Below are 21,756 nucleotides of genomic sequence, written 5' to 3' on the forward strand. Positions count from 1 at the left end.
TTGTAGGGCGGAAGCGACCTAGCCGACCGCCTGGTCCAGCCGCGTTCCCGTGAGGCCGGAGCAGAAGGCCCGCGACGCGATGCGGTTCATCAGGAAAGCGCGGTCGATGCCCGCGGGGCCGGGCATTTCGGACAGGGCGCGGTAGGCGCGGCGCAGGGCCTCGCCCCGGGTCGCCCCGCACACCAGCAGCCGCGTGCACGGCAGGCGGCGGTCGACGCAGCCGTCGATGCGCACTTCCAGCGCATGCGCGGCGACGGGTTCGAAGTCGGCAACGGCCTCGCCCGAATGCGCCCGCGCCTCGGCGTCGATCACGCGGAACACGCCGCTGCGGTCGTCCAGCGCGAAAGCGACCGTGCCCATGCCCTGCCAGCCGCGGTCCCGCGCCACGTCGGCGGCGACGGTGCGCAATGCGTTCTCGACGGAAGACGGCAGGTGCGGCGCCGGGCATTCGGCGATCAGGACCCGGGCGTCGCGCCAGACGCAGCGTTCCCAGGCGCGGCCCGTGGCCAGGCCGCCCGATTCGGAGACGAACACATGGATGTCGAGCCGGCGCTCGCGGCCCGCGGCAGGCCCGGCATAGTCCGTGGGGGGACCCCGCCGGCTGGTGGCGCCTCCCGATGACATGACAGTAGAAACTTTGGCTCCCATGGCCCCTCCGGTCTTTCTGCTTGCATAGCAAGCGTATCACCTTCGAGCATCGAGCAAGTTTTATGCCATGCGCCGCCCCCCTGGAAGCGCCTTCCGGCGGCGCTGGCGACTTGCACCGGAACAAGGCGGAATCGCCCCCGTCCGCGCACCAGACCGGGGCGCGCGGGCCGCCCGGGCGGCCCGGCGGCAAATGCCCTACGCCATCCGCCGGATGAAGGGCGACCTCCAATGGGGGATAATTCCGCCTTGGCCCTTTGCCAGGCGCGTTCTGACTCGCGGGTTTACCATTAAACCTAGCCAGGACCCGCGCTGTAACCCCTTATGGAAGGAACCGCCGTGGGCAACAACACGCAATTTCCCGCCGCAGTTTTCAAGGCCTACGACATCCGCGGCACCGTGCCGGACCTGATCGACGCCCGCTTCGCCCGCGCGCTCGGCGCGGCGCTGGCCGTCCGCGCGCGCGAACAAGGCGTGCAGACGCTGGTCGTCGGCCGCGACGGCCGCCTGAGCAGCGAAATGCTGTCGGTGGCGCTGCAGGAAGGCATGCTGGAAGGCGGCGTGGATACCCTGGACATCGGAATGGTGCCCACGCCCCTGGTCTACTTCGCCGCCAACGTCATGCAGACCGGCTCGGGCGTGGCCATCACCGGCAGCCACAATCCGCCCAAGTACAACGGTTTCAAGATGATGATGGGCGGGCGCGCCCTCTATGGCGATGACGTGCAGTCGCTGGCCGCGGCCATGAACGGCCCCGCCCCCGCCGCGGCCGCGCCCGCCGGAACGCGCCGCCAACTGGACCTAGTGGCGGCCTATGTCGCCCGCGTGGCCTCGGGCGTCAAGCTGGCGCGGCCCATGAAGATCGCGATCGATTGCGGCAACGGCGTGGCCGGCGCCGTCGCGCCCGCGCTCTTCCGCGCGCTGGGCTGCGAAGTCACCGAACTGTTCTGCGAGGTGGACGGCAACTTCCCCAACCACCATCCCGACCCGGCCGAACCCAAGAACCTGCAGGACCTGATCAAGTGCGTGGCCGAGACCGACTGCGAACTGGGCCTGGCGTTCGACGGCGACGGCGACCGCCTGGGCGTGGTCACGAAATCCGGCCAGATCGTCTGGCCCGACCGCCAACTGGTGCTGTTCGCCCGCGACGTGCTGGAACGCAATCCTGGCGCCACCATCATCTACGACGTGAAGTGCAGCCGCCACGTCGGCCTGTCGGTCGAAGCGGCGGGCGGCGTCCCGCTCATGTGGAAGACGGGCCATTCGCTGGTGAAGGCCAAGCTGGCCGAGACCGGCGCGCCGCTGGCCGGCGAAATGAGCGGCCACATCTTCTTCAAGGAACGCTGGTACGGTTTCGACGACGGGCTCTACACGGGCGCCCGCCTGCTGGAGATCGTGTCGCGCGCCGCCGATCCCTGCGCCGTGCTGGAAGCCCTGCCGCAGGACGTCTCGACCCCCGAGCTCAAGCTCGAAATGGAAGAAGGCCAGCCCTTCACCCTGGTCCAGGCCCTGCAGGACCAGGGACAATTCCCCGGCGCCCAGCGTGTCATCACCATCGACGGCGTGCGCGCGGAGTACCCGGACGGCTTCGGCCTGGCGCGCCCGTCGAACACCACGCCCGTCGTCGTACTGCGATTCGAAGCGCAGACGGCCGCGGCGCTGGAACGCATCCAAGCCGACTTCCGCCGCGAACTGAGCAAGCTCGCGCCGCAAGCCAACCTGCCCTTCTAGACCGCCCATGCCCTTATCGAACAGCCCCGCGTGGCAAGAGTTCATCGCCGCGACGCGTTCCGCCCCGAAACGGGGCGAACAATTGCGCCTCATCAGCGCTCCGGGGCTGCGCCTGGACCTGAGCGCGCAGGCCTATTCGCCCGCCCTGCAGAAGGCCGAAGCGGCGCTGCTGGCGCAGCAGGGATTCGACGCGGCCCGCGCCCGGCTGTTCGACGGCGGCAACGCCAACTGGACCGAAGAACGCGCCGCCTGGCATACCGCCTTGCGCGCGCCCGAACCGCCGGCCATGGTGGCCAAGGCCGTGCTGGCCGAACGCGAACGCCTGCGGGAATTCGTCCGGAAGGCCGACGCGGCGGGCCGCTACGGCTGCGTGCTGCACCTGGGCATCGGCGGCAGCGACTGGGGGCCGAGGCTGGTCACGCGCGCGCTGCGCCACGGCGGCGCCCGCCGCGAGGTGCGCTTCGCCTCGAACGTGGACTCGCATTCCGTCGCCGACGCCATGAGCTGGCTGGATCCGCACGACACGCTGGTCATCGTCGCGTCCAAGTCGTTCACCACCACCGAACCCCTGGCCAACGCCGAAGTGGCGATGAACTGGCTGCGCGACGCCGGCGTGGCGGACCCGATCAAGCAGGTCGTGGCCGTCACGGCCAACGTCGAGGCCGCGCTCAATCTGGGGATCCTGCCCGACCACATCTTCCAGATCTGGGATTGGGTGGGCGGCCGCTATTCACTGTGGTCGGCGATCGGCCTTCCGATCGCGCTGGCGCTGGGCAACGACGTCTTCGACCAGTTGCTGGCCGGCGCCGCCGCGATGGACGAGCATTTCCGCACCGCGCCCATCGAAGAAAACGCGCCGGTCCAACTGGCGCTGGCCGGCGTGGTCAACCGCAGCGTGCTGGGCTACGACTCGCTGGTGATCGCCCCGTACGATTCGCGGCTCTACCACATCGTTCCGTGGGCCCAGCAACTGGAGATGGAATCGCTGGGCAAGGTCGCCACCGCGGACGGCAGCCCCGCCGGCGTGCCCACCGGCCCCGCGGTATGGGGCATGTCGGGCACCGACTGCCAGCACACCTTTTTCCAATGGCTGCACCAGGACACGGCGGGAGCGCCCGTCGATTTCATCCTGTGCGAACAGCCCGCCCATGCCTATGCGCGGCATCATGAACTGCTGATCGCGAACTGCCTGGCGCAGCGCTCCGCGCTGCTGCGCGGCAAGACCTACGAGGAAGCGCTGGCCGAAACCTCGGCAACCGAAAGCGACCCGGAACGCGCGCGGCTGCTGGCCCGGCATCGCGTCCACCCGGGCGGACGCCCGTCCTCGCTCATCGTCCTGCCGCGGCTGGAAGCCTACACGCTGGGCGCGCTGCTCGCCCTGTACGAACACAAAGTGTTCACCCAGGGCGTGATCTGGGGCATCAATCCCTTCGATCAATGGGGCGTCGAGTTCGGCAAGGCCCTGGCCAAGAGCATCATGCACGAACTGGATTCGCCGCAGGCGACCGAACAGGACCCGTCCACGCGGTACTGGATCGACGCGATTGCGCGGCGCAGTTCTGCTTCCTGAGTGTCTGACACCCGGGAAGACAATCTCGTGTTCGCGGCAGCTTCTCGTACGGGTGTCAGACACGTGGGAGGATCCGCCGCAGCTTCTCGTACGGGCGTCAGACACCAGCCGCAAAGTGTCTGACACCCGTATGGGATGGCCGCGCGGCCTGTAGCGGTCTTCCCGGGTGTCTGACACCAACGAAACGAAGACGCCGCTGCCGCGGAGGAGTGTCAGACACCCGCGAAGGCTGCCTCGCGTTTCAAGACCGTCCCGTACGGGTGTCTGACACTCGGGAAAGCTCGTCATAGAGTTCCACCTGGATGCGCGCAACCCGCTCGACGTCGAACTCGCGTTCGGCCAGCGCCCTGCCCGCCGCGCCCATCGCCTGCCGCAGCGGGGCGTCCTCGGCCAAACGGGCGATGGCGTCGGCCAGCGCCCGCGCATCGCGCACCGGCACCAGCACGCCGGTCTCGCCCGGTTCGATGGCGTCGCGGCAGCCGGGCACGTCGGTGGTCACGACCGGCCGCGCGCAGGCCGCGGCTTCGATCAGGGACTTGGGCAGCCCTTCGCGGTAGGACGGCAGCACGGCGATGTGCGAGGCCGCGTACAGTTCGGCCACGTCCGAACGTTCGCCCAGCGCGCGGACGGAACCTTCGCGCTGCCATGCGTCCACGTCCTCCTGGGTCGCCGAAGCGGGATTCCCGGCGTCCACGCCGCCCACCAGTTGCATCGTCACGGGGACCCCGCGCTCCCGCAGCAGCCGGGCCGCCTGGACGAACTCCTGCACGCCCTTGTCGCGCAGCAGGCGCGCCACCATGGTGACGACGACGGGCGGCGCCGGCGGCTCGGGCGAGGCCCGATAGGCGTCCAGATCGACCCCGGCCCCTCGGATCATCACGACCTGGGCGTCGCGCACGGCGCCCAGCGACTTGAGTAGATCGCGGTCGCTGGCGTTCTGGAAGATCACGCGGCTGTTGGGATGGCCGAGCGCCAGCCGGTACAGCCGCGCCACCACCGCCCGCACCAGGCGCATCTTGAGCGAATTGGACAGGAACACGAAGCCCAGCCCGGAGATCGCCGCGACCATGCCCGGCACGCCGGTCAGGCGCGCGGCGATGCCGCCGTAGAGCACGGGCTTGATCGTGACCAGGTGCACGATCCGCGGCCGCACGCGGCGGAACAGCCGTATCAAGGCAAGCAGCGTACCCAGTTCCTGCAAGGGATGCTTGCCGCTGCGCGTCATCGGGATGGCGTGATGCGTCATGCCCAGCGCCTGGATGTCGGCGACGGCGGGCCCGTCCATCGTGGCGACGTGGACCTCGTAGCCGGCCCGTTGCGCCGCCAGCGCCACCGGCACGCGATGCGACAGGAAGAACGCCGGGTTGTTGACGACGAACAGCAGGCGGCGCCCGGCGCTCATGCTTGCACTCCCGAAATCCGGCGCCACACGGCGATATAGCCCTGCACCATGCGCGCGAGGCCGAAATGCTCCAGCACCCGGGCGCGACCCGGTTCGCCCGCGCGTTCGCGGCCGCGCGCGGCCACCTCGCGCAGGGCGGTTTCGATGCCGCGCGCCAATGCCTCGGCCTGCTCGGGCGGCACCACCACGCCGGTATCGCCCACGATATAGGCGGCGTCGCCGACGTCCGTCACGACGCAATAGACGCCGCAGGCCATGGCCTCGGCGACCACGTTGGGAAAGCCTTCCGCGCAACTGGACAGGACGTGCAGGTCCAGGCCGTTCATCGCCGCGGGCACGTCGTCGCTGGGACCCGCCAGCACCAGCCGGTCGCGCAGGCCGAGGCGGTCGATCAAGGCGCCCAGTTCGGGATTGTCCGCCGTCATGCCCCGGCCGATCAGCACGCAGCGCAGGCCGGCGTCGCGGCCGTCGCGCACCAGCGCGGCGACGGCCCGCAACAGGTTGGCGTGGTCCTTGAGCGGATCCCAGCGGGCCACGCAGCCGATAGCCGGCGCGTCCCCCTCCAGGCCCCACTGCGCGCGCATGCGCGCGCGCGCCGCGTTGTCGGGCGCGTAGCGCGACAGGTCGTAGCCATTGGATATCACCACCAGCCGCTCGCGCCGGTAGCCCTTGTCCGCGTGGCGTTCCGCCGCCTTCTGCGCGGCGCACACGATGGCCTTGGGCACGCTGCCCGACAGCAGCGCGCACGCGCGCAGCACCAGGCGCGCCGAGCGGCTGCTGCGTTCGAGATGCTCGCCCGAATTGCGGATGCCCCAGGCGATGGCGCGCACGCCCGCCAGCCGGGCCGCCAGGCCGCCGATCAGGTCGGCGTGGTACATCCAAGTCTGCACCGCGTCGGGGCGGATCCGGGAGATCAGCCCGCGCAGGGCCATGAAGCCCCCCAGGCCGACCCGCCCGCGCTTCATGCCCAGCGCATGCACCGCCACGCCGGCGGCGCGCAGGCGCTCGCCATAAATGCCTTCGTCGGTCAGCGATACGACGGTGTGCTCCACGCCCGCGTCCGGATACGTGGCCAGGCGGAACAGCACCGACTCCGCGCCCCCCTGCCCCAGGCCGGTGATGACGTGCAGGACACGCAGCGCGCGGGCGCTCATCGCCCTTCCCTCACCGCTTCGAACAGTTCGTCCCATTCCGACAGCACGCTGGCCAGCGCATAGCGCTGCCGCACGGCGATCGAGCCGCGCATGCCCAGTTGCTCGCGCAGGGCAATGTCGCCCATGACCCGGCGCAGCGCGTCCCGCAGGGCGTCGCGGTTGCCGGCGGGCGCCAACAGCGCGTCCTGGCCGTCGCGCGTCATTTCGCGCGGGCCGCTGGGGCAGTCGAACGCCACGCAGGGCAGGCCCAGCGACATGGCTTCCAGCAGCACGTTGGGGAAACCTTCCACCAGCGAACTCAGCACGAAGGCCTGGCCGCGCGCCAGCTCGTCCCAGGGCGTCTCGGTGCGGCCCGGCAGGCTGACCCGCGACTGCAGGCCCAGGCGCTCGATCCGCTGCTCCAGCGCGCCGCGCTCCGGGCCTTCGCCCCAGATGCGCAGGTTCCAGTCCGGGAAGTCGGGCGCCAACTGCGCGAACACGTCGATCAGCAGGTCGAACTGCTTGTCCGTGACCAGCCGCCCCATCGCGAGCAATTCGAGGGGCCCGTCGTCGCGCTGCCGCACGCGCGGCGCGTCCAGCAAAGGCGCGGGCAGGGGATTGGGAATGACCGCCAGGCGCTTGATGCCGGGCACCTGGCGCGAAAACGGGCCCGCGGTGTCCTCGGCCTGCACCGTCACCATGTCGGCGAACGGGTACAGGAAGCTGCGCAGCTTGCGCCACACCGTGCCCGTGGTGGTCTCGGCCACCGGGTTCGTGCGCTCGCAGACGATGAGCGGGACGCCCAGGCCCCGCGTGGCCAGGATGGCGGCCACGTTGACGTTGGTCAGGAACGACACCACGACGTCCGGCCGGGTGTCGCGGATATGCCGGCGCAGCGTCAGAAGGCGCTTGAACGCGGCCATGGCGCCCGAGGCGCGCGTGCCCGACAGATCCGCCAGCCACGCCAGCTCGACCTTGTCCGAGAGCGGGTAGAAGCAGGTGCCCTTGGAGGAATAGGTCGGCGTCAAGGTGACGGTGTCGCCGCGCTCCGCCCATGCGTTGACCAGCGTCGCGGCGACGCGCTCGGCGCCGCCCGCATGCATGGAACTGACCAGCATCAGTATTTTCATTCGTCAAAGGCTCCCAACCGTTCCTCCCTGGTCCTTGCCGTTGCGATAGCGGTCCAGCCAGGCCTGCATCATCAGCACGCCCCAGAGATGGCTGTCCCAGTTGCGGTGCCCCGACGTGTGCTCGCGCCATTTGCGCAGGATGGGCTCGGGTTCGAACCAGCCCTCCTGGCGCAGGCGCGCCGGATCCAGCAGCGAGTCGGCCCATTCGCGCAGGGGGCCGCGCAGCCAGGCCGCCAGCGGCACGGCGAACCCGCGCTTGGGCCGGTCCACCAGAGACTGCGGCACGTGGCGGTGCAGCACCTGGCGCAGCAGCCACTTGCCCGTGCCGCCGCGCACCTTGTACTGGTGCGGCAGGCTCCAGGCGAACTCGTACACGCGATGGTCGATCAGCGGTACGCGCGTCTCCAGGCTGACCGCCATGGCGGCGCGGTCCACCTTGACCAGGATGTCGTCCGGCAGGTAGGTCACGGTATCGAGCTTCATCATGGATTCGAAGGTGGACCCCTGCATGGCGCGCGCGAACTCCGAGACAGGTTCCGCGCCGCCCTTCACCACGCTGGACGGATCGGCCCAGTACGACACGAAACGGCGGTAGAACTCGCCGCGCGTGTCGGCGCGCAGGAGCTCTCCCAGCTTGCCGACCTTGCCGCGCCAGGCGCCGCGTCCGGGCAGCAGCGCCGACGCGCTGAGCAAGGCGCCGGCCGGCTTGCGCAGCACGGCGGGGACGCGTTCGCACTGGTGCCACCAGTTGTTCACGCGGAAATAGCGCGAATAGCCGCCGAAGAGCTCGTCGCCGCCGTCGCCGGAAAGCGCCACCGTGACGTGCTGGCGAGCCATGCGCGTGACCAGGGAGGTCGGGATCTGCGACGAATCCGCGAACGGCTCGTCGTACGTGTCGGCAAGCGAGGGGACCACGGCCAGCGCGTCTTCCGCCGTCACGTACAGTTCGGTGTGGTCGGTGCCCAGATGCGTGGCCACCGCCTTGGCATGCTGCGCCTCGTCGTAGCCCTTTTCATGGAAGCCGATGGCGAAGGTGCGCACCGGCTGCGAACTCTGCGCCTGCATCAGGGCGACGATGGTCGACGAATCGATGCCGCCGGACAGGAACGCGCCCAGGCTCACGTCCGCCAGCATCTGGCCGCCGACCGCCTTGGACAGCACGCCTTCCAGCGCGTCCGCGGCCTGCGCGTCCGTCTCGAACGACAGCGGCGACTGCGCGGCGGTGTCGGCGGCTTCGCGGGCGGACCAGTACACGCGCGGCTCCGGCATGCGGCGGCTGCGGGTATCGTCGGCCGTGAACTCGACCCAGGTGCCCGGCGGCAGCTTGGCGATGCCTTCGTAGATCGATTGCGGCGCGGGAATGTAGTTGTGCCGCATGAACGACGCCAGGGCGTTGCGGTTCAGCGCGCGCCCGAAACCCGGAATGGGCATCAGGCCCTTGAGTTCGGAGGCGAAGACCAGTTCGGCGCCCGAATAGCCGTAATACAGCGGCTTCTCGCCCATGCGGTCGCGCGCCAGCACCAGCTTGCGCGAGGCGCGGTCCCAGAGCGCGATGGCGAACATGCCCACCGCGGCCTGCAGCGTGGCCTCGATGCCCAGCGCGGTGAACCCGGCCAGCAGCGTCTCGGTATCGGAATGGCCGCGCCAGGACGGCGCCAGCGCCGATTGTTCGAGTTGCTTGCGGATGTCCAGGTGGTTGTAGATCTCGCCGTTGAACACCATGACGTAGCGGCCGCAGGCGGACGTCATGGGCTGATGGCCGGCTTCGGTCAGGTCCAGGATCGCCAGGCGGACGTGGGCCAGCGCCAGCTCGGCGCCGGCGTCTTCCCAGAAGCCATTGCTGTCGGGCCCGCGGTGGCGGATGCGGCGGCAGCTTTCCGCCAGCACTTGCGCCTTGTTCCCGATGGGGCCCCAGATACCGACTATTCCGCACATGATGATGTTCTCGTGGTCACCGTAGCAACGGCGCGCCGAACGGGCCCTAGCGGCCCTGTCCGCGCACGCCGTCAAAAAGTTCTTGCCATTTCCGCAGCACGCGCGCGGCCGAAAAACGGTCGCGCACGCCGATTGCCGCCTGCGCCATGCGGCGGCGCAGTTCCTCGTCGCCCATGACGGCGTCCAGCGCCTTGCCGAGCGCGGACACGTCGCCGTTGGGCCGGACCAGCACGCCGTCGACCCCTTCGCGCACGATTTCGCGCGGGCCGGTGTCGCAATCGAAAGAGACCGCGGCGAGTCCGCTGGCCATGGATTCCAGCAAGGTATTGGACAGGCCTTCGAAGCGCGAGGTCAACACGTACAGATCGGCGCTTTCATACCAGTCCCCGACGTTGCCCGCGCGCCCGGGCATGAAGACGCGGGACTCCAGCCCGGCCTCGCGCACCTGCGCCTCGAGCGCGCGGCGCTCGTCGCCCTCGCCCAGGATGACCAGGTCCCAATCGGGATGCGATGCCGCCAGTTGCGCGTAGGCCAGGATCAGCAGGTCGAAACCTTTGTCGGCATGCAGCCGGCCGACCGCCAGCAGGCGCTTGCGGCCGCCGCCCGCGATCGGGGGCAGGATGGGCTCGGCGCGCGGCAGGGGGTAGTGCACCGGATTGGGGATGACGGCCAGCCGGCAGCCCGGCACGTGGCGCTCCAGCCAGTCCGCGGTGCCCCGGGTCAGGGCCACGACGCTCGCCGCGCGCGGATAGGTCAGGCGCCGCAGGCGCTGCCAGAAACCCGACAGGGTCTGCGAGGGCGGATGCGTGTGTTCCGTCGCGATCACCCGGCAGGACAGGCCCGCGCAGGCCAGGACGGACAGCACCGACGCCGTCGTCATCATGCCCAGCACGATGTCGGGACGGAACGACCGGACCACGCGGCGCAGCGCGCGCACGCGCTGCACATTGCTCCAGATGCCGCGCAGGCCGCCGCCTTCGCCCGCCGTGTGCAGCACTTCGCGGCGCACCTTCGGATGCAGCGCGTAAACATCGCCCTCGGCGCTTTCCTGCGTCACCACCATGACGTCGCGCCCCATCCCGGCCCAGTGCGCGCTCAGGTCGGCCGCCACCCGTTCAGCGCCGCCGCCGTGCAGCGAATGGATGAACAGCAGCACGCGCAAGGGCCGGCCAGAGTCGGTCAGGGACATTCAATCGGCCTCCTTGGGTTCGGCCTTGCGCAACGCCACCGCCAGGTAGCACGCAAAGGACAGCACATACATGAGGCTGGTCGCCAGCATGATGCCGGCCGCGCCCATCTTGGGCGCCAGCACGGTGTTCAGCACGGCTTTCAGCGCAAAATTGGCCACCGCGATGGCCGCCATGACACGGTAGCGGTTCTGGCTGGCCAGCAACTGCACCAGGATCAGCACGCCGAAATAGAACGGCAACTGCAACAGGCCCCAGCGCAGCACGTGCGCGACGGCCTGGGTATTTTCGGCCGTGAAGGCGCCGCGCTGGAACAGCACCGACACGCCCCAGGGCGCCAGCGCCCAGCCCACGGCCACCGCGACGCCCCCCGCGGCCAGCATCAGCACCGACCATTTCAACGCCATGGCGCGGGCGCGTCCGGTATCGCCGCGAGCCTGCACGTCGGCCAGCACGGGCAATGCCGCGCGGCCCACCGATACCGCGCCGATGCCCAGCAGCAGGGACAGCAGCCTGCTGGCGTAGCCCAGCGTGGCGTTGGCGTTCGCGCCCAGGTTGGCGGCGGCGTACTGGTCCAGCGGCCCGACGAAACTCATGGCAACCTGTCCGATCAGCATGACGCCGGCGGCGCTCATCAATTCGGGCCAGTGCGGCGAGCGCAGCGACAGGCGCGGCGCTCCCCAGAATCCGCCGTCGGCGCGCGCCGCCAGCCACGCGAGCCAGACGGTCTGGATGGCGTAGCCCACCAGCGTGCCCCACAGCAGCGGCCCCACGCCGTCGGCGCTGGCCGCCAGCATGACCCAGGCCAGCGTGGCCACGGCCGGCACGCTGTCCAGCAAGGTGTTGACATGCCGCTCCTGCGCGCGCAGGCGGGCGGCGCTGATGCCGGCCACGAGCAACAGCGCCGACACGGGCGCGAACGCGACGAGCAACTGGCCGGTCATCCCGCCCACGCGGGCCGACAGGCCCTGCCCCAGCATGCCCAGCACCTGCGGCCAGGCAAGCCAGGTCAACAGGGCCAGCGCGAGGCCGGCGGCGGCGACCCAGCCCTGCAGTTCGCCGATGAACAGATTTCTTTCGGCTTCGTCGGCGCGGCGCAGGCGCACCAGCACCGGAATCAGGACCACCGACAGCACGCCCACAATCGTGACGGGCAGCCAGGTGGCCATCGTCATCGTGAACTGGTAGGCGTCCACGGCGTCGCTGACGCCGTAGCGGTACGCCACCGCCATCTCCTTGATGGCGCCGGCGGCCTTGCCCAACAGCAGGAACACGGCCACCCGGAACGCGCCCTTGAAAATGCGCTGATGGTCCGGGTGGATGTTGCCGAGTTTTCTGACGAGTGCTTTCAAATCAACGCAGGAATTGCGTGTACCAGGGCATTGCCACTTCCAGGCCCTGCAGCACGGTGTGCGTCGGCGCGTAGCCCAGCAAACGGCTTGCCTTGCCGACATCGGCCTGCGAATGGCGCACGTCGCCCGGACGGAAATCGGCATAGACCGGCTTCTTGGCGTAGGGCACGCCCTGCTTGCCCAGGGCCTGCACCAGGAAGCCGAACAACTGGTTCAGCGTGCTGCGGCCGCTGACCGCCACGTTGTAGACCTGGTTGCGCCCTTCCGCCGGTGCCAGGGCCGCGAGGATGTTGGCCTGCACCGCGTTGTCCACGAAGCAGAAGTCGCGGCTGGTCTCGCCGTCGCCGTTGATGGTGACGTCTTCGCCCTGGATCATCGCGGCCGTCCACTTGGGGATCACCGCCGCGTAGGCGCCGTTGGGATCCTGGCGCTTGCCGAACACGTTGAAGTAGCGCAGGCCCACGGTCTCGAAGCCGTACGAGCGCGCGAACACGTCCGCGTACAACTCGTTGACGTACTTGGTCACCGCGTATGGCGACAAGGGCTTGCCGATATTCTCTTCGACCTTGGGCAGCGCGGGATGGTCGCCGTAGGTGGAGCTGGACGCCGCGTAGACGAAGGACTTCACTTCGGCGTCGCGCGCCGCCACCAGCATGTTGAGGAAACCGCCGATGTTCACCTCGTTGGTGGTGATCGGGTCTTTCAGCGAACGCGGCACCGAGCCCAGCGCCGCCTGGTGCAGCACGAAATCCGCGCCCTGCACGGCCCGGCGGCAAGCCTCCAGGTCCCGGATGTCGCCTTCGATGAAGGTGAAGCGCGCCCATTGCTCGGGCGTGACCGCGCCGCGGACTTCATCCAGGTTGTGCTGGTGGCCCGTGGCGAAGTTGTCCAGGCCGGTCACGGTCTGGCCCAGCTTCAGCAGGGTCTCCAGCAGGTTCGAACCGATGAATCCGGCGCAGCCGGTCACCAGCCACTTGCGCGGCGTCGCGGCAAGTTCCAGCATCAGGGTCTCGAAGCGCGTGCTCATGCAGCATCCTCCTTACAGGCGCAGATCGGATTCGGCGGGCGACAACACGTACTTCAAGTCATAAAGAATGTGTTCCGGCTTGCCCAGCTTGCGGATTCCGGCCGCGCCCATTTCCGTGAATTGGTGATGGGCCACGCCCAGGATCACGGCGTCGTACTTGCCTTCCTCGAGTTCGGCCACGGGCGTGATGCCGTATTCGTGCACGGCCTCTTCGCCGTCCACCCACGGGTCATAGACGTCGACCGCCACGTTGTAATCGCCCAGTTCGCGCACGATGTCCACGATACGGGTGTTGCGCAGGTCCGGGCAGTTCTCCTTGAACGTCAGGCCCATCACCAGCACGCGGGCGCCCTGCACATGGATGCGGCGCTTGGTCATCGCCTTGACCAGTTGCGACACCACGTAGCCGCCCATCGAGTCGTTCAGGCGGCGGCCCGCCAGGATGATCTCGGGGTGGTAGCCGATGGATTGCGCCTTGTGGGTCAGGTAGTACGGATCCACGCCGATGCAGTGGCCGCCCACCAGGCCCGGACGGAACGGCAGGAAGTTCCACTTGGTGCCGGCGGCCTGCAGCACGGCCTCGGTGTCGATGCCCATCTTGTTGAAGATCAGGGCCAGTTCATTGATCAGCGCGATGTTCACGTCGCGCTGCGTGTTCTCGATCACCTTGGCGGCCTCGGCCACGCGGATGCTGGACGCCTTGTGCGTGCCGGCCGTGATGATCTCCCGGTACAGTTCGTCGACCAGGTCGGCCACTTCGGGCGTGGAGCCGGAGGTGACCTTCTTGATGGTGCTGACGCGATGGGCCTTGTCGCCCGGGTTGATGCGCTCGGGGCTGTAGCCGGCGTAGAAGTCCACGTTGAACTTCAGGCCCGACACGCGTTCCAGCACCGGCACGCAGTCTTCTTCGGTGGCGCCCGGATAGACGGTGGATTCGTAGATGACGATGTCGCCGCGCTTGAGCACCGCGCCGATGGTTTCGCTGGCCTTGACCAGCGGGGTCAGGTCCGGCTGCTTGTACTCGTCGATGGGAGTCGGCACGGTCACGATGAACACGTTGGCCTGGCCCAGCTCCGCGCGGTCGGCGGTGTACGTCAGTTGGGCGGCTTCGGCCAGTTCGGCGTCGCTGACTTCGAGCGTATGGTCGTGGCCCGCCTTCAGCGCCTCGATGCGGCGCGTATTGATATCGAAGCCGATGACCGGACGCTTCTTGCCGAACTCCACGGCCAGCGGCAAGCCCACATAGCCCAGGCCGACGACAGCGAGTTTCACATCCTGGATTCGCAACATAACTCTCCCTTCACCGTAGAACGATTACGGCATTTTAAATATGGTCGGGTAATAGACAGATAACGGAGCCTCGGCGGAGAACGCCGAGGCGTTCAACACTAATCGGTGGTCCGCAAGACCGAAGGCAGCAGCAGCCAGCCAGGGCGGCGCCACGATACCAGGCGCGCGTAGAGCCAGATGTAGACGCTGGCGAACACCACCAGGCTGGCGCTCAGCGCCCAGGGGTTGTCCCACCAGATGGTGGCCGGCACCAGTCCGATCAAGGCCAGCACCCACATGTACGGCGACGCCAGCGCATTGCACAGCGCCGGCACGGCGTGGCGGCGGCCGCGGCTGAACGTGACGCGGACCAGCCGGCGGAACACCAGTTGGTGCAGGTGCAGGGCATCCGGCTGGTCCACCGGAACGCCGCGCTTGAAGCGGCGGCGCCAGATCGAGAAGCCGGTTTCGAATACGGGGTAGAACAGCACGGCCAGCGCGTAGAACGGCGACACCGAAGGATTGCGCACCACCAGCAGAACGGCCAGTTCCGCCAGCATGAAGCCCAGGAAATACGCGCCGCCATCGCCCAGGAACACGCGTCCGAACGGGAAATTCCAGACCAGGAAGCCCAGCGTCGCCGACGCCAGGGCCGCGGCCACCAGGAAGATCGGCACGTCGCCCACCTGCAGCGCCACCAGGCTGATGGATACCGCCATCAAGGTGGCGACCATGCCGGCCAGGCCGTTCATGCCATCGACGATATTCAGCGCATGGGTACAGCCGCCCACCGCGAACATGGTGAACAGCAGCGACACCGGCCAGAACGACAGCACGTAGTCCACCGGCGCCATGCCGACGCGGCTGACGCCGCCCAGCAGCCACCAGGCGATCGCCGCCGACAGGAAGGCGGCCAGCAGGCGCTTGCTGGCGCCGATGTCCTTGGTGATGTCCTCGAGCAGGCCGGCCACGAAAACGGGCAGCGCCGCGACGAACAGCGCGGGCCACAGCCAGGTCAGCGTCATGTTGCTGGGGCCGAGCACCAGCAGGCCGGCCAGCGTGCCCGCGAGCACCGCCAAGCCGCCGACCCGGGGCGTGGCCCGGGAATGGTTGGCTTGCGGTTTGTTGAGATCGCTATCGCCAGTGAAAGCGCCATGCCAGCGCTCCGACGCCACGATGAGTCCCCCCACCATGAATGCGACCACGCAGATGTACAGCCAGGTCACAGAATCACCTCTGGTTGGTCTATCGAGACAGGCCCGCCATTATCGGAGGCAGGTGTAACGCCCATATATGGGAGGAATAAGGAAGTGCAATTCACCGGCACAGAACGTAACGCCCCGTGGCGCGCCCCGGGCCGCCGGTCGGGACGGGCCGCTGCGGCTGAACCGCGGACGCGCGGAAATACGGATTTCATAGAGCGATTGTAGAGCTTTCCGCCCAGGCGCACCCGAAATATCCAAGGGAAAACGCGGGCATCGCCCTGGGCGGAAACCGCCGCCGCCCCTCGCGAGGGGGAAATTTTTCCAATCAAACAGGGACGCACCACTTCCGGACAAAAAAAAGCCCGAGATCGTGAGATCTCGGGCTAAATCCACCAAAGGAGGAGGGTGGAGGAGACAACCGTGGCATGTTGGGAGCTAGGCTTCTGCTCGCTGCGCTGCCGGGGTTTTGCACCGCGCCGACTGCGTTTCAACATCCGATGAGTGAATAGTACCGATGTTTTTTGTGCGATGCAAGATTTTTTTTAGGCTGCCGCCCAGGCTTTTTTTTCCGTTGCGTTTTTGCCGCACAACCGCCGCCCTCCCCCTGGAAAGCCGCGCCAATCAATGGCCTTGCCCAAAAAAGGGTTTTTGCCGAATGGGTAAACCCGTTTCGGACTAACCCTAGATCCCATCGGGTAATCCCGCGAAACTTTTTGCACCATTTCGGTGCGCCATGGCACCAGGATGCAGCTTTTTTGCGCATTGCAACATTTCGCGGCCGGCGGCCTCAGATCCGGTAGGCCGTGGTCGTCATGACCTTGGACATGGCCTTCATGGCCGTTCTCACGGGCAGGGACAGGGGCACGCCCCCCGCCGCCTCCGCGCTGGCGCGGTGCTGCGCCTCGTCTTCCTTCATCTTCTGGACGATCTGGCGGGAACGTTCGTCCTGCACCGGCAAGGTGCGCAAGTGGCTTTCGAGGTGGGCTTCCACCTGCTTTTCGGTTTCGGCCATGAACCCCAGGTTGCGGGGCACGCCCGCATAGCTGGCCAGCACGCCCAGCGCGAACGAGCCGGCGTACCAGATCGGATTCAGCAGGCTGGCGCGGCTGCCGAGTTCGGCCAGGCGCTGGTTGCACCAGACCAGGTGGTCCACTTCCTCGGACGCGGCATTCAGCAGCAGCGCCCGGGGTCCGGGTTCGCGGCAGACCGATGCCTGGCCGCGATACAGCGCCTGGGCGCAGACTTCCCCGACGTGGTTGACGCGCATCAGCCCCGCCGCGTGGCGCTTCTCCTGCGCCGACAGGGCCTGGGGCGCTTCGTCGGCCGTGGCCGGATAGGGCCGGCCGGCGGTGGCGCTGCCGCTCAATACCCGCAGCGCGCGGTCCGCTTCGGCCAGCAGGGCGTCCAGGGGATTGGTGCGGCGCAGGAAGGAAACAGGGCCGGTTCTAGACAGGGCGGTGGACATAAGCGACTCCTCGGCAAGGCAGACGCCCACACCCCTGATGCGGGGCGGGGTTCTCGTGCCTGGAATTGTACGCAACAGGTATCATCGACCATTGACTGCGCTCAAGCTCAAGGACACGACAACATGGAATGCACGATCGACTGGGGCGGCCCGAACGGCATGCTCTTCACCGCCAGCACCGGCAGCGGCCACGTGGCCGTCATGGACGGCGCCGTGGACGGCGGCGGCCACAATCTGGCCCCCCGCCCGATGGAAATGCTGCTGGCCGGCACCGGCGGCTGCACCGCGTACGACGTGGTGCTGATCCTCAAGCGCGGGCGCCACGCGGTCAGCGGCTGCAGCGTCAAGCTGCAGGCCGACCGCGCCGACAGCGACCCCAAGGTCTTCACGCGCATCCATTTCGCCTTCACCGTCACCGGCCGGAACCTGCCGCGCGCCGCGGTCGAGCGCGCCGTGCAGCTCTCGCACGAAAAGTACTGCTCGGCCTCGGCCATGCTGGAAAAGACGGCGGCGCTGACGTTCTCGGTCGATATCGTCGACACGCAGGAAACCGCCGCCGCCTGAACCGCCATGAAACAATACCTGGACCTCGTTCAAACCATCCTGGACACCGGCGCGTGGCAGGAAAACCGCACCGGCATCCGCACCCTGAGCATGCCCGGCGCCTCGTTGCGCTTCGACCTGCAACAAGGCTTCCCGGCGGTGACCACCAAGAAACTGGCGTTCAAGTCCGCCATCGGCGAAATGGTCGGGTTCATGCGCGCGTCTCGCAGCGCGGCGGAATTCCGCGAACTCGGCTGCAAGGTCTGGGACCAGAACGCCAACGAGAACAGCCAGTGGCTGGCCAACCCGTACCGTGAAGGCGCCGACGACCTCGGTCCGGTGTACGGCGTGCAATGGCGCCAATGGCCGGCCTACAAGGTGCTGGACGCCGGCCGCGACGCCCAGATCGCCGATGCCCTGTCGCGCGGTTACGCCAAGGTGGCCGACCTGGAAGAAGGCGGCCAGCCCAAGGTGCTGCTGTACAAGGCGGTGGACCAGTTGCGGCAATGCCTGGACACCATCCACGAGCGCCCCGGCGACCGCCGCATCCTGTTCCACGGCTGGAACTGGGCGCAGATCGAGGAAATGGCGCTGCCGCCCTGCCACCTGCTGTACCAGTTCCTGCCGAACGCGACGACCCGCGAAATTTCCCTGTGCCTGTACATCCGGTCCAACGACGTGGGCCTGGGCACGCCGTTCAACCTGACCGAAGGCGCCGCGCTGCTGCACCTGGTCGGCCGCCTGACGGGCTACACGCCGCGCTGGTTCTCCTACTTCATCGGCGACGCCCACATCTACGAAAACCATCTGCCGATGCTGCGCGAACAACTGACGCGCGAACCCTACGAAGCGCCCCGGCTGGTCTTGTCGGACCGCATCCCCGATTTCGCCGCCACCGGGCGCTACGAACCCGAATGGCTGGAAAAAGTGGAACCGTCGGACTTCTCGCTGTCCGGCTACCGGCACCACGCCCCGCTGACGGCGGCGATGGCCGTGTAGTCTCTCGCCGGGCCGCGCCGCCGCGGCCCTTCGGAACGGATCGGGCGGCCGATGCCCCGGGCGCCAGCCCGGGGCGGAACCCCCGCCGCGCCCCCCGCCTGGCCTCTCTGGTGAAGATTGGTGAGCTTCTGGAAGCGCGATTTCGGTATAACCCATCCCTTAGCCACGGACGCGCGTCCAGCATGCGTCGCGCGCCGTTGCTTCCGACCGGCCCATGCCGCGCCATGCCCGTCGCTCGCCGCGCACCCGGGCAATCCGCCCGGCAGCGCCGACCGCCGGCGTCGCCCAGCCGCCTTCCCCTTCCCGACCAGAGAGTACGCGAATCGCCAAACTCGGCAGCAGGATTTGCCCTGCGATCGAATTGCAACTGTTGACTACCAATTGAATTGAGTTGAAGCCCGCGCGGCGGCTGTATGCGCTAAGGACAGGACCCCACAAATGCTCGTTGGAACTTATAACCCTTCGCTCGTCCTCGTATCTTTAGGGGTCGCCATCCTGGCGTCGTACACAGCGCTGGGCATGGCCAACCGCGTCAGGGCCGCGAACGGACTGCCTGCCGCGCGCTATTGGCTGGCGGGCGGCGCCTTCGCGATGGGCGTCGGCATCTGGTCCATGCATTTCGTGGGCATGCTGGCCTTCAGCCTGCCCATCCCCATGGGCTACGACCTGCCCCTGACCATCCTGTCGCTGGGCATCGCCATCGGCTGCTCCGCATTCGCGCTGTGGATCGTGAGCAAGGACGAACTGCCCGGCCGGCGGCTGGCGGTCGGCGCCCTGCTGATGGGCGCCGGCATCGCGGCGATGCATTACGTCGGCATGGGCGCAATGCGCATGGCGCCCGGCATCCACTACGACACGGCCTGGTTCGCGCTGTCCGTCCTCATCGCCGTGGCCGCGTCCGGCGCGGCGCTGTGGATCACCTACCGGCTGCGCCAGGACGGCCCCCGCGTGGCCCTGTCGCGCCCTCTGGCGGCGGTGATCATGGGCGTCGCCATCGTGGGCATGCACTACACCGGCATGGAAGCCGCCGGCTTCCCGGAGGGCAGCATCTGCATGGCGGCCGACGGCGGCATCTCGGCCGGCTGGCTGGCCATCGCCGTCACCGCCGTGACCTTGAGCGTGCTCGCCATCGCCTTGCTGGTCGCGGTGCTGGACAACCGGCTGGAGGCGCGCACCTCGGCCCTCGCCTCTTCGCTGGCCGAGGCCAACGAAGAGCTGGTGCAACTGGCGCTGCACGACACCCTGACCAAGCTGCCCAACCGCATCCTGCTGGAAGACCGGATGGAGCAGGCCATCGAAAGCGCCAGCCGGCGCCACGGCTATTTCGCGGTCCTGTTCTTCGACCTGGACGGCTTCAAGGCGGTCAACGACGCCTATGGGCACCACACGGGCGACGCCCTGCTGATCGACCTGGCGCAGCGCATCCGCCAGACGCTGCGCACCCAGGACACGGTCGCCCGCCTGGGCGGAGACGAGTTCATCGTGCTCAGCGAAGTGATCGAACCCACCGACGCCGCCAACGTGGCCGACCGCCTGGTCGACGCCATCGCCCGCCCGGTCATGGTCTACGGGCACGAAGTGCTGGTGACCTCCAGCGTCGGCATCGCCATCTACCCGAACGATGGCGAAGACACCCACTCCCTGCTGACCAATGCCGACGCCGCGATGTACCACGCCAAGCGTCTGGGCGGCACCGGATACAGTTTCTTCGAGCCGTCCATGAACGCGGACGCGCACGAGCAGATCGAACTGCTGCACGACCTGCGCCTGGCCCAGGAGCGCGACCAGTTCGTCCTGCACTACCAGCCCAAGTACGAAGCGCCCGCCGGCCCCATCGTCGGCGCCGAGGCGCTGCTGCGCTGGAACCACCCCACCCGCGGCCTGGTCGGCCCGGACCAGTTCATCCCCACCGCCGAGAAGACCGGCCTGATCCTGTCCATCGGGGAATGGGTCATCAACGAAGCCTGCCGCCAGATGCGGGAATGGATCGACGCCGGCCAGGGCCATTGGACCATCGCCGTCAATATCTCGGCGCTGCAATTCGCCCATGCCAGCCTGGTGGAGACGGTGCGCACCGCCCTGCTGCGGCACGACGTGCCGCCGGCCTGCCTGACCCTGGAGGTGACGGAATCCACCGCCATGCGCGACGCCGAAGCCAGCCTGGCCGTGCTCAAGCGCCTGTCCACCCTGGGCGTGACGATCTCCATCGACGACTTCGGCACCGGCTATTCCAGCCTGCTCTACCTGAAACGCCTGCCCGCGACCGAACTGAAAATCGACCGGGGCTTCGTGAACCAACTGGAAAACGACAACGAGGACGCCGCCATCGTGTCGGCCATCGTCGCGCTGGCGCAGCAGCTCAATCTGCGCATCGTGGCCGAAGGCGTCGAAACGGCCGCGCAGCAGAAATTCCTGACCGGCCTGGGCTGCGATTCCCTGCAAGGCTTCCTGCTGGGCAAGCCCATGCCCGCTACCGAATTCCTGGAACACGCCGCGGACTGAGGCGCGGGCGCGGCGCCGGGCCGCGCAAATTTGCTACGCTAGGCGTGTCCGAACGAACCTCCTACACCGCCCATCCGCATGCCCGCCAGCCTCACCCTGATCGTCGCCTATTCCACCAACCGCGCCATCGGGCGCGACAACGCCCTGCCCTGGAAACTGCCGGGCGACCTGGCGCACTTCAAGCGCAGCACGCTGGGCAGCCCCATCATCATGGGCCGCAAGACCTGGGACTCCCTGGGCCGTCCCCTGCCCGGCCGCAGCAATATCGTGATCAGCCGCAACCCGGGATTCAGCGCCGAAGGCGCCGTCCTCGTCCCCTCGCTGGAAGCCGCCATCGACGCCTGCGGCGACGTGGCCGAAGCCTTCGTGATCGGCGGCGCGCAGATCTACGCGCAGGCCTTGCCGCTGGCGCAACGCGTGCTGGCCACCGAAGTCCACGCCGAGGTCGAGGGCGACGCCTTCTTCCCGCTGCTGCCGTCCTTCCAATGGAAGGAAACGGCGCGCGAACCCCAGCCCGCGGAAAACGGCTACGACTACGACTTCGTCACGTACGAACGTCCGTAGGATGGGTAAAGCGCGAGACCATCGACGCAAGAACGCAACTGCCCAGCGCGCGAAACCCATGCGGCCGCAATCGATTGTTTTCCGGCCGATGCCAGGC

17 protein-coding genes are annotated in these 21,756 nt (G+C 68.2%); 6 read left to right on the forward strand and 11 right to left on the reverse strand.

The features are described from left to right. Positions 1 to 18: 18 nt before the first annotated feature. Entirely contained in the window at positions 19 to 648 is a 630-nt protein-coding gene (locus WHX56_RS30395) for a BPTD_3102 family carboxylase-like protein (protein ID WP_129245340.1), read from the reverse strand. 321 nt (positions 649 to 969) lie between these two features. Between WHX56_RS30395 and WHX56_RS30400 the strand changes: the two genes are divergently transcribed. Continuing rightward, on the forward strand, positions 970 to 2,376 hold the full coding sequence (locus WHX56_RS30400; protein ID WP_338879846.1) for a phosphomannomutase/phosphoglucomutase: 1,407 nt from the start codon (positions 970 to 972) through the stop codon (positions 2,374 to 2,376). Positions 2,377 to 2,383: 7 nt separating this feature from the next. Beyond that, positions 2,384 to 3,946, forward strand: a complete 1,563-nt coding sequence (gene pgi, locus WHX56_RS30405; RefSeq protein ID WP_338879847.1) for a glucose-6-phosphate isomerase — start codon at positions 2,384 to 2,386, stop codon at positions 3,944 to 3,946. Between the two features lie 241 nt (positions 3,947 to 4,187). Here the strand turns inward: pgi and WHX56_RS30410 are convergent, their stop codons facing one another. The 10 genes from WHX56_RS30410 to coq7 form a co-directional block, all read right to left on the reverse strand. After that, positions 4,188 to 5,348: a glycosyltransferase family 4 protein gene (locus WHX56_RS30410; protein ID WP_338879848.1), complete on the reverse strand. Its 1,161-nt coding sequence runs from the start codon at positions 5,346 to 5,348 to the stop codon at positions 4,188 to 4,190. After that, positions 5,345 to 6,502 (reverse strand): glycosyltransferase family 4 protein, encoded by a 1,158-nt coding sequence (locus WHX56_RS30415; RefSeq protein ID WP_287753560.1) that lies wholly within the window; start codon positions 6,500 to 6,502, stop codon positions 5,345 to 5,347. Before WHX56_RS30415 ends, WHX56_RS30410 begins: the two co-directional genes overlap by 4 nt. Next, complete coding sequence (locus WHX56_RS30420) at positions 6,499 to 7,611, reverse strand: glycosyltransferase family 4 protein (protein WP_287753561.1); 1,113 nt, start codon at positions 7,609 to 7,611, stop codon at positions 6,499 to 6,501. Before WHX56_RS30420 ends, WHX56_RS30415 begins: the two co-directional genes overlap by 4 nt. A gap of 3 nt (positions 7,612 to 7,614) precedes the next feature. Continuing rightward, positions 7,615 to 9,546 carry an asparagine synthase (glutamine-hydrolyzing) gene (gene asnB, locus WHX56_RS30425; protein WP_338879849.1) on the reverse strand — a complete coding sequence of 644 codons (1,932 nt, stop codon included), beginning with the start codon at positions 9,544 to 9,546 and terminating at the stop codon, positions 7,615 to 7,617. Positions 9,547 to 9,592: 46 nt separating this feature from the next. Next, a complete protein-coding gene (locus WHX56_RS30430) occupies positions 9,593 to 10,735 on the reverse strand; it encodes a glycosyltransferase family 4 protein (RefSeq protein WP_338879850.1) in 1,143 nt (380 codons plus the stop codon). Next, on the reverse strand, positions 10,736 to 12,085 hold the full coding sequence (gene murJ, locus WHX56_RS30435; RefSeq protein WP_338879851.1) for a murein biosynthesis integral membrane protein MurJ: 1,350 nt from the start codon (positions 12,083 to 12,085) through the stop codon (positions 10,736 to 10,738). Position 12,086: 1 nt separating this feature from the next. Continuing rightward, entirely contained in the window at positions 12,087 to 13,112 is a 1,026-nt protein-coding gene (locus WHX56_RS30440) for an SDR family oxidoreductase (RefSeq protein ID WP_287756229.1), read from the reverse strand. Positions 13,113 to 13,124: 12 nt separating this feature from the next. After that, positions 13,125 to 14,402, reverse strand: coding sequence for a Vi polysaccharide biosynthesis UDP-N-acetylglucosamine C-6 dehydrogenase TviB (gene tviB, locus WHX56_RS30445; RefSeq protein ID WP_338879852.1), 1,278 nt, complete (start codon positions 14,400 to 14,402; stop codon positions 13,125 to 13,127). 98 nt (positions 14,403 to 14,500) lie between these two features. Beyond that, positions 14,501 to 15,607, reverse strand: coding sequence for an MraY family glycosyltransferase (locus WHX56_RS30450; protein WP_129239997.1), 1,107 nt, complete (start codon positions 15,605 to 15,607; stop codon positions 14,501 to 14,503). A 766-nt stretch (positions 15,608 to 16,373) separates the two neighbouring features. Then, complete coding sequence (gene coq7 / locus WHX56_RS30455) at positions 16,374 to 17,051, reverse strand: 2-polyprenyl-3-methyl-6-methoxy-1,4-benzoquinone monooxygenase (protein ID WP_129239998.1); 678 nt, start codon at positions 17,049 to 17,051, stop codon at positions 16,374 to 16,376. A gap of 123 nt (positions 17,052 to 17,174) precedes the next feature. On the opposite strand from coq7, the gene WHX56_RS30460 reads away from it, so the two are divergent. The 4 genes from WHX56_RS30460 to WHX56_RS30475 all read left to right on the forward strand — a co-directional run bounded on the left by WHX56_RS30460 (position 17,175) and on the right by WHX56_RS30475 (position 21,659). Beyond that, positions 17,175 to 17,615 carry an OsmC family protein gene (locus tag WHX56_RS30460; protein ID WP_287754789.1) on the forward strand — a complete coding sequence of 147 codons (441 nt, stop codon included), beginning with the start codon at positions 17,175 to 17,177 and terminating at the stop codon, positions 17,613 to 17,615. Between the two features lie 6 nt (positions 17,616 to 17,621). Further along, on the forward strand, positions 17,622 to 18,593 hold the full coding sequence (locus WHX56_RS30465) for a thymidylate synthase (protein WP_338879853.1): 972 nt from the start codon (positions 17,622 to 17,624) through the stop codon (positions 18,591 to 18,593). Between the two features lie 438 nt (positions 18,594 to 19,031). Next, complete coding sequence (locus WHX56_RS30470) at positions 19,032 to 21,095, forward strand: putative bifunctional diguanylate cyclase/phosphodiesterase (protein ID WP_129240001.1); 2,064 nt, start codon at positions 19,032 to 19,034, stop codon at positions 21,093 to 21,095. Positions 21,096 to 21,173: 78 nt separating this feature from the next. Further along, entirely contained in the window at positions 21,174 to 21,659 is a 486-nt protein-coding gene (locus WHX56_RS30475; protein WP_338879854.1) for a dihydrofolate reductase, read from the forward strand. The last annotated feature ends 97 nt before the right edge of the window (positions 21,660 to 21,756 follow it).

This window comes from Achromobacter veterisilvae (genome assembly GCF_037619525.1).
GTDB lineage: Bacteria > Pseudomonadota > Gammaproteobacteria > Burkholderiales > Burkholderiaceae_B > Achromobacter > Achromobacter veterisilvae.

Excerpts from the sequence above, each read along its gene's own strand:
- WHX56_RS30395 (WP_129245340.1), bottom strand. The coding sequence starts at position 648 with ATGGGAGCCAAAGTTTCTACTGTCATGTCATCGGGAGGCGCCACCAGC.
- WHX56_RS30400 (WP_338879846.1), top strand. The coding sequence starts at position 970 with ATGGAAGGAACCGCCGTGGGCAACAACACGCAATTTCCCGCCGCAGTT.
- pgi (WP_338879847.1), top strand. The coding sequence starts at position 2,384 with ATGCCCTTATCGAACAGCCCCGCGTGGCAAGAGTTCATCGCCGCGACG.
- WHX56_RS30410 (WP_338879848.1), bottom strand. The coding sequence starts at position 5,348 with ATGAGCGCCGGGCGCCGCCTGCTGTTCGTCGTCAACAACCCGGCGTTC.
- WHX56_RS30415 (WP_287753560.1), bottom strand. The coding sequence starts at position 6,502 with ATGAGCGCCCGCGCGCTGCGTGTCCTGCACGTCATCACCGGCCTGGGG.
- WHX56_RS30420 (WP_287753561.1), bottom strand. The coding sequence starts at position 7,611 with ATGAAAATACTGATGCTGGTCAGTTCCATGCATGCGGGCGGCGCCGAG.
- asnB (WP_338879849.1), bottom strand. The coding sequence starts at position 9,546 with ATGTGCGGAATAGTCGGTATCTGGGGCCCCATCGGGAACAAGGCGCAA.
- WHX56_RS30430 (WP_338879850.1), bottom strand. The coding sequence starts at position 10,735 with ATGTCCCTGACCGACTCTGGCCGGCCCTTGCGCGTGCTGCTGTTCATC.
- WHX56_RS30440 (WP_287756229.1), bottom strand. The coding sequence starts at position 13,112 with ATGAGCACGCGCTTCGAGACCCTGATGCTGGAACTTGCCGCGACGCCG.
- tviB (WP_338879852.1), bottom strand. The coding sequence starts at position 14,402 with ATGTTGCGAATCCAGGATGTGAAACTCGCTGTCGTCGGCCTGGGCTAT.
- coq7 (WP_129239998.1), bottom strand. The coding sequence starts at position 17,051 with ATGTCCACCGCCCTGTCTAGAACCGGCCCTGTTTCCTTCCTGCGCCGC.
- WHX56_RS30460 (WP_287754789.1), top strand. The coding sequence starts at position 17,175 with ATGGAATGCACGATCGACTGGGGCGGCCCGAACGGCATGCTCTTCACC.
- WHX56_RS30465 (WP_338879853.1), top strand. The coding sequence starts at position 17,622 with ATGAAACAATACCTGGACCTCGTTCAAACCATCCTGGACACCGGCGCG.
- WHX56_RS30470 (WP_129240001.1), top strand. The coding sequence starts at position 19,032 with ATGCTCGTTGGAACTTATAACCCTTCGCTCGTCCTCGTATCTTTAGGG.
- WHX56_RS30475 (WP_338879854.1), top strand. The coding sequence starts at position 21,174 with ATGCCCGCCAGCCTCACCCTGATCGTCGCCTATTCCACCAACCGCGCC.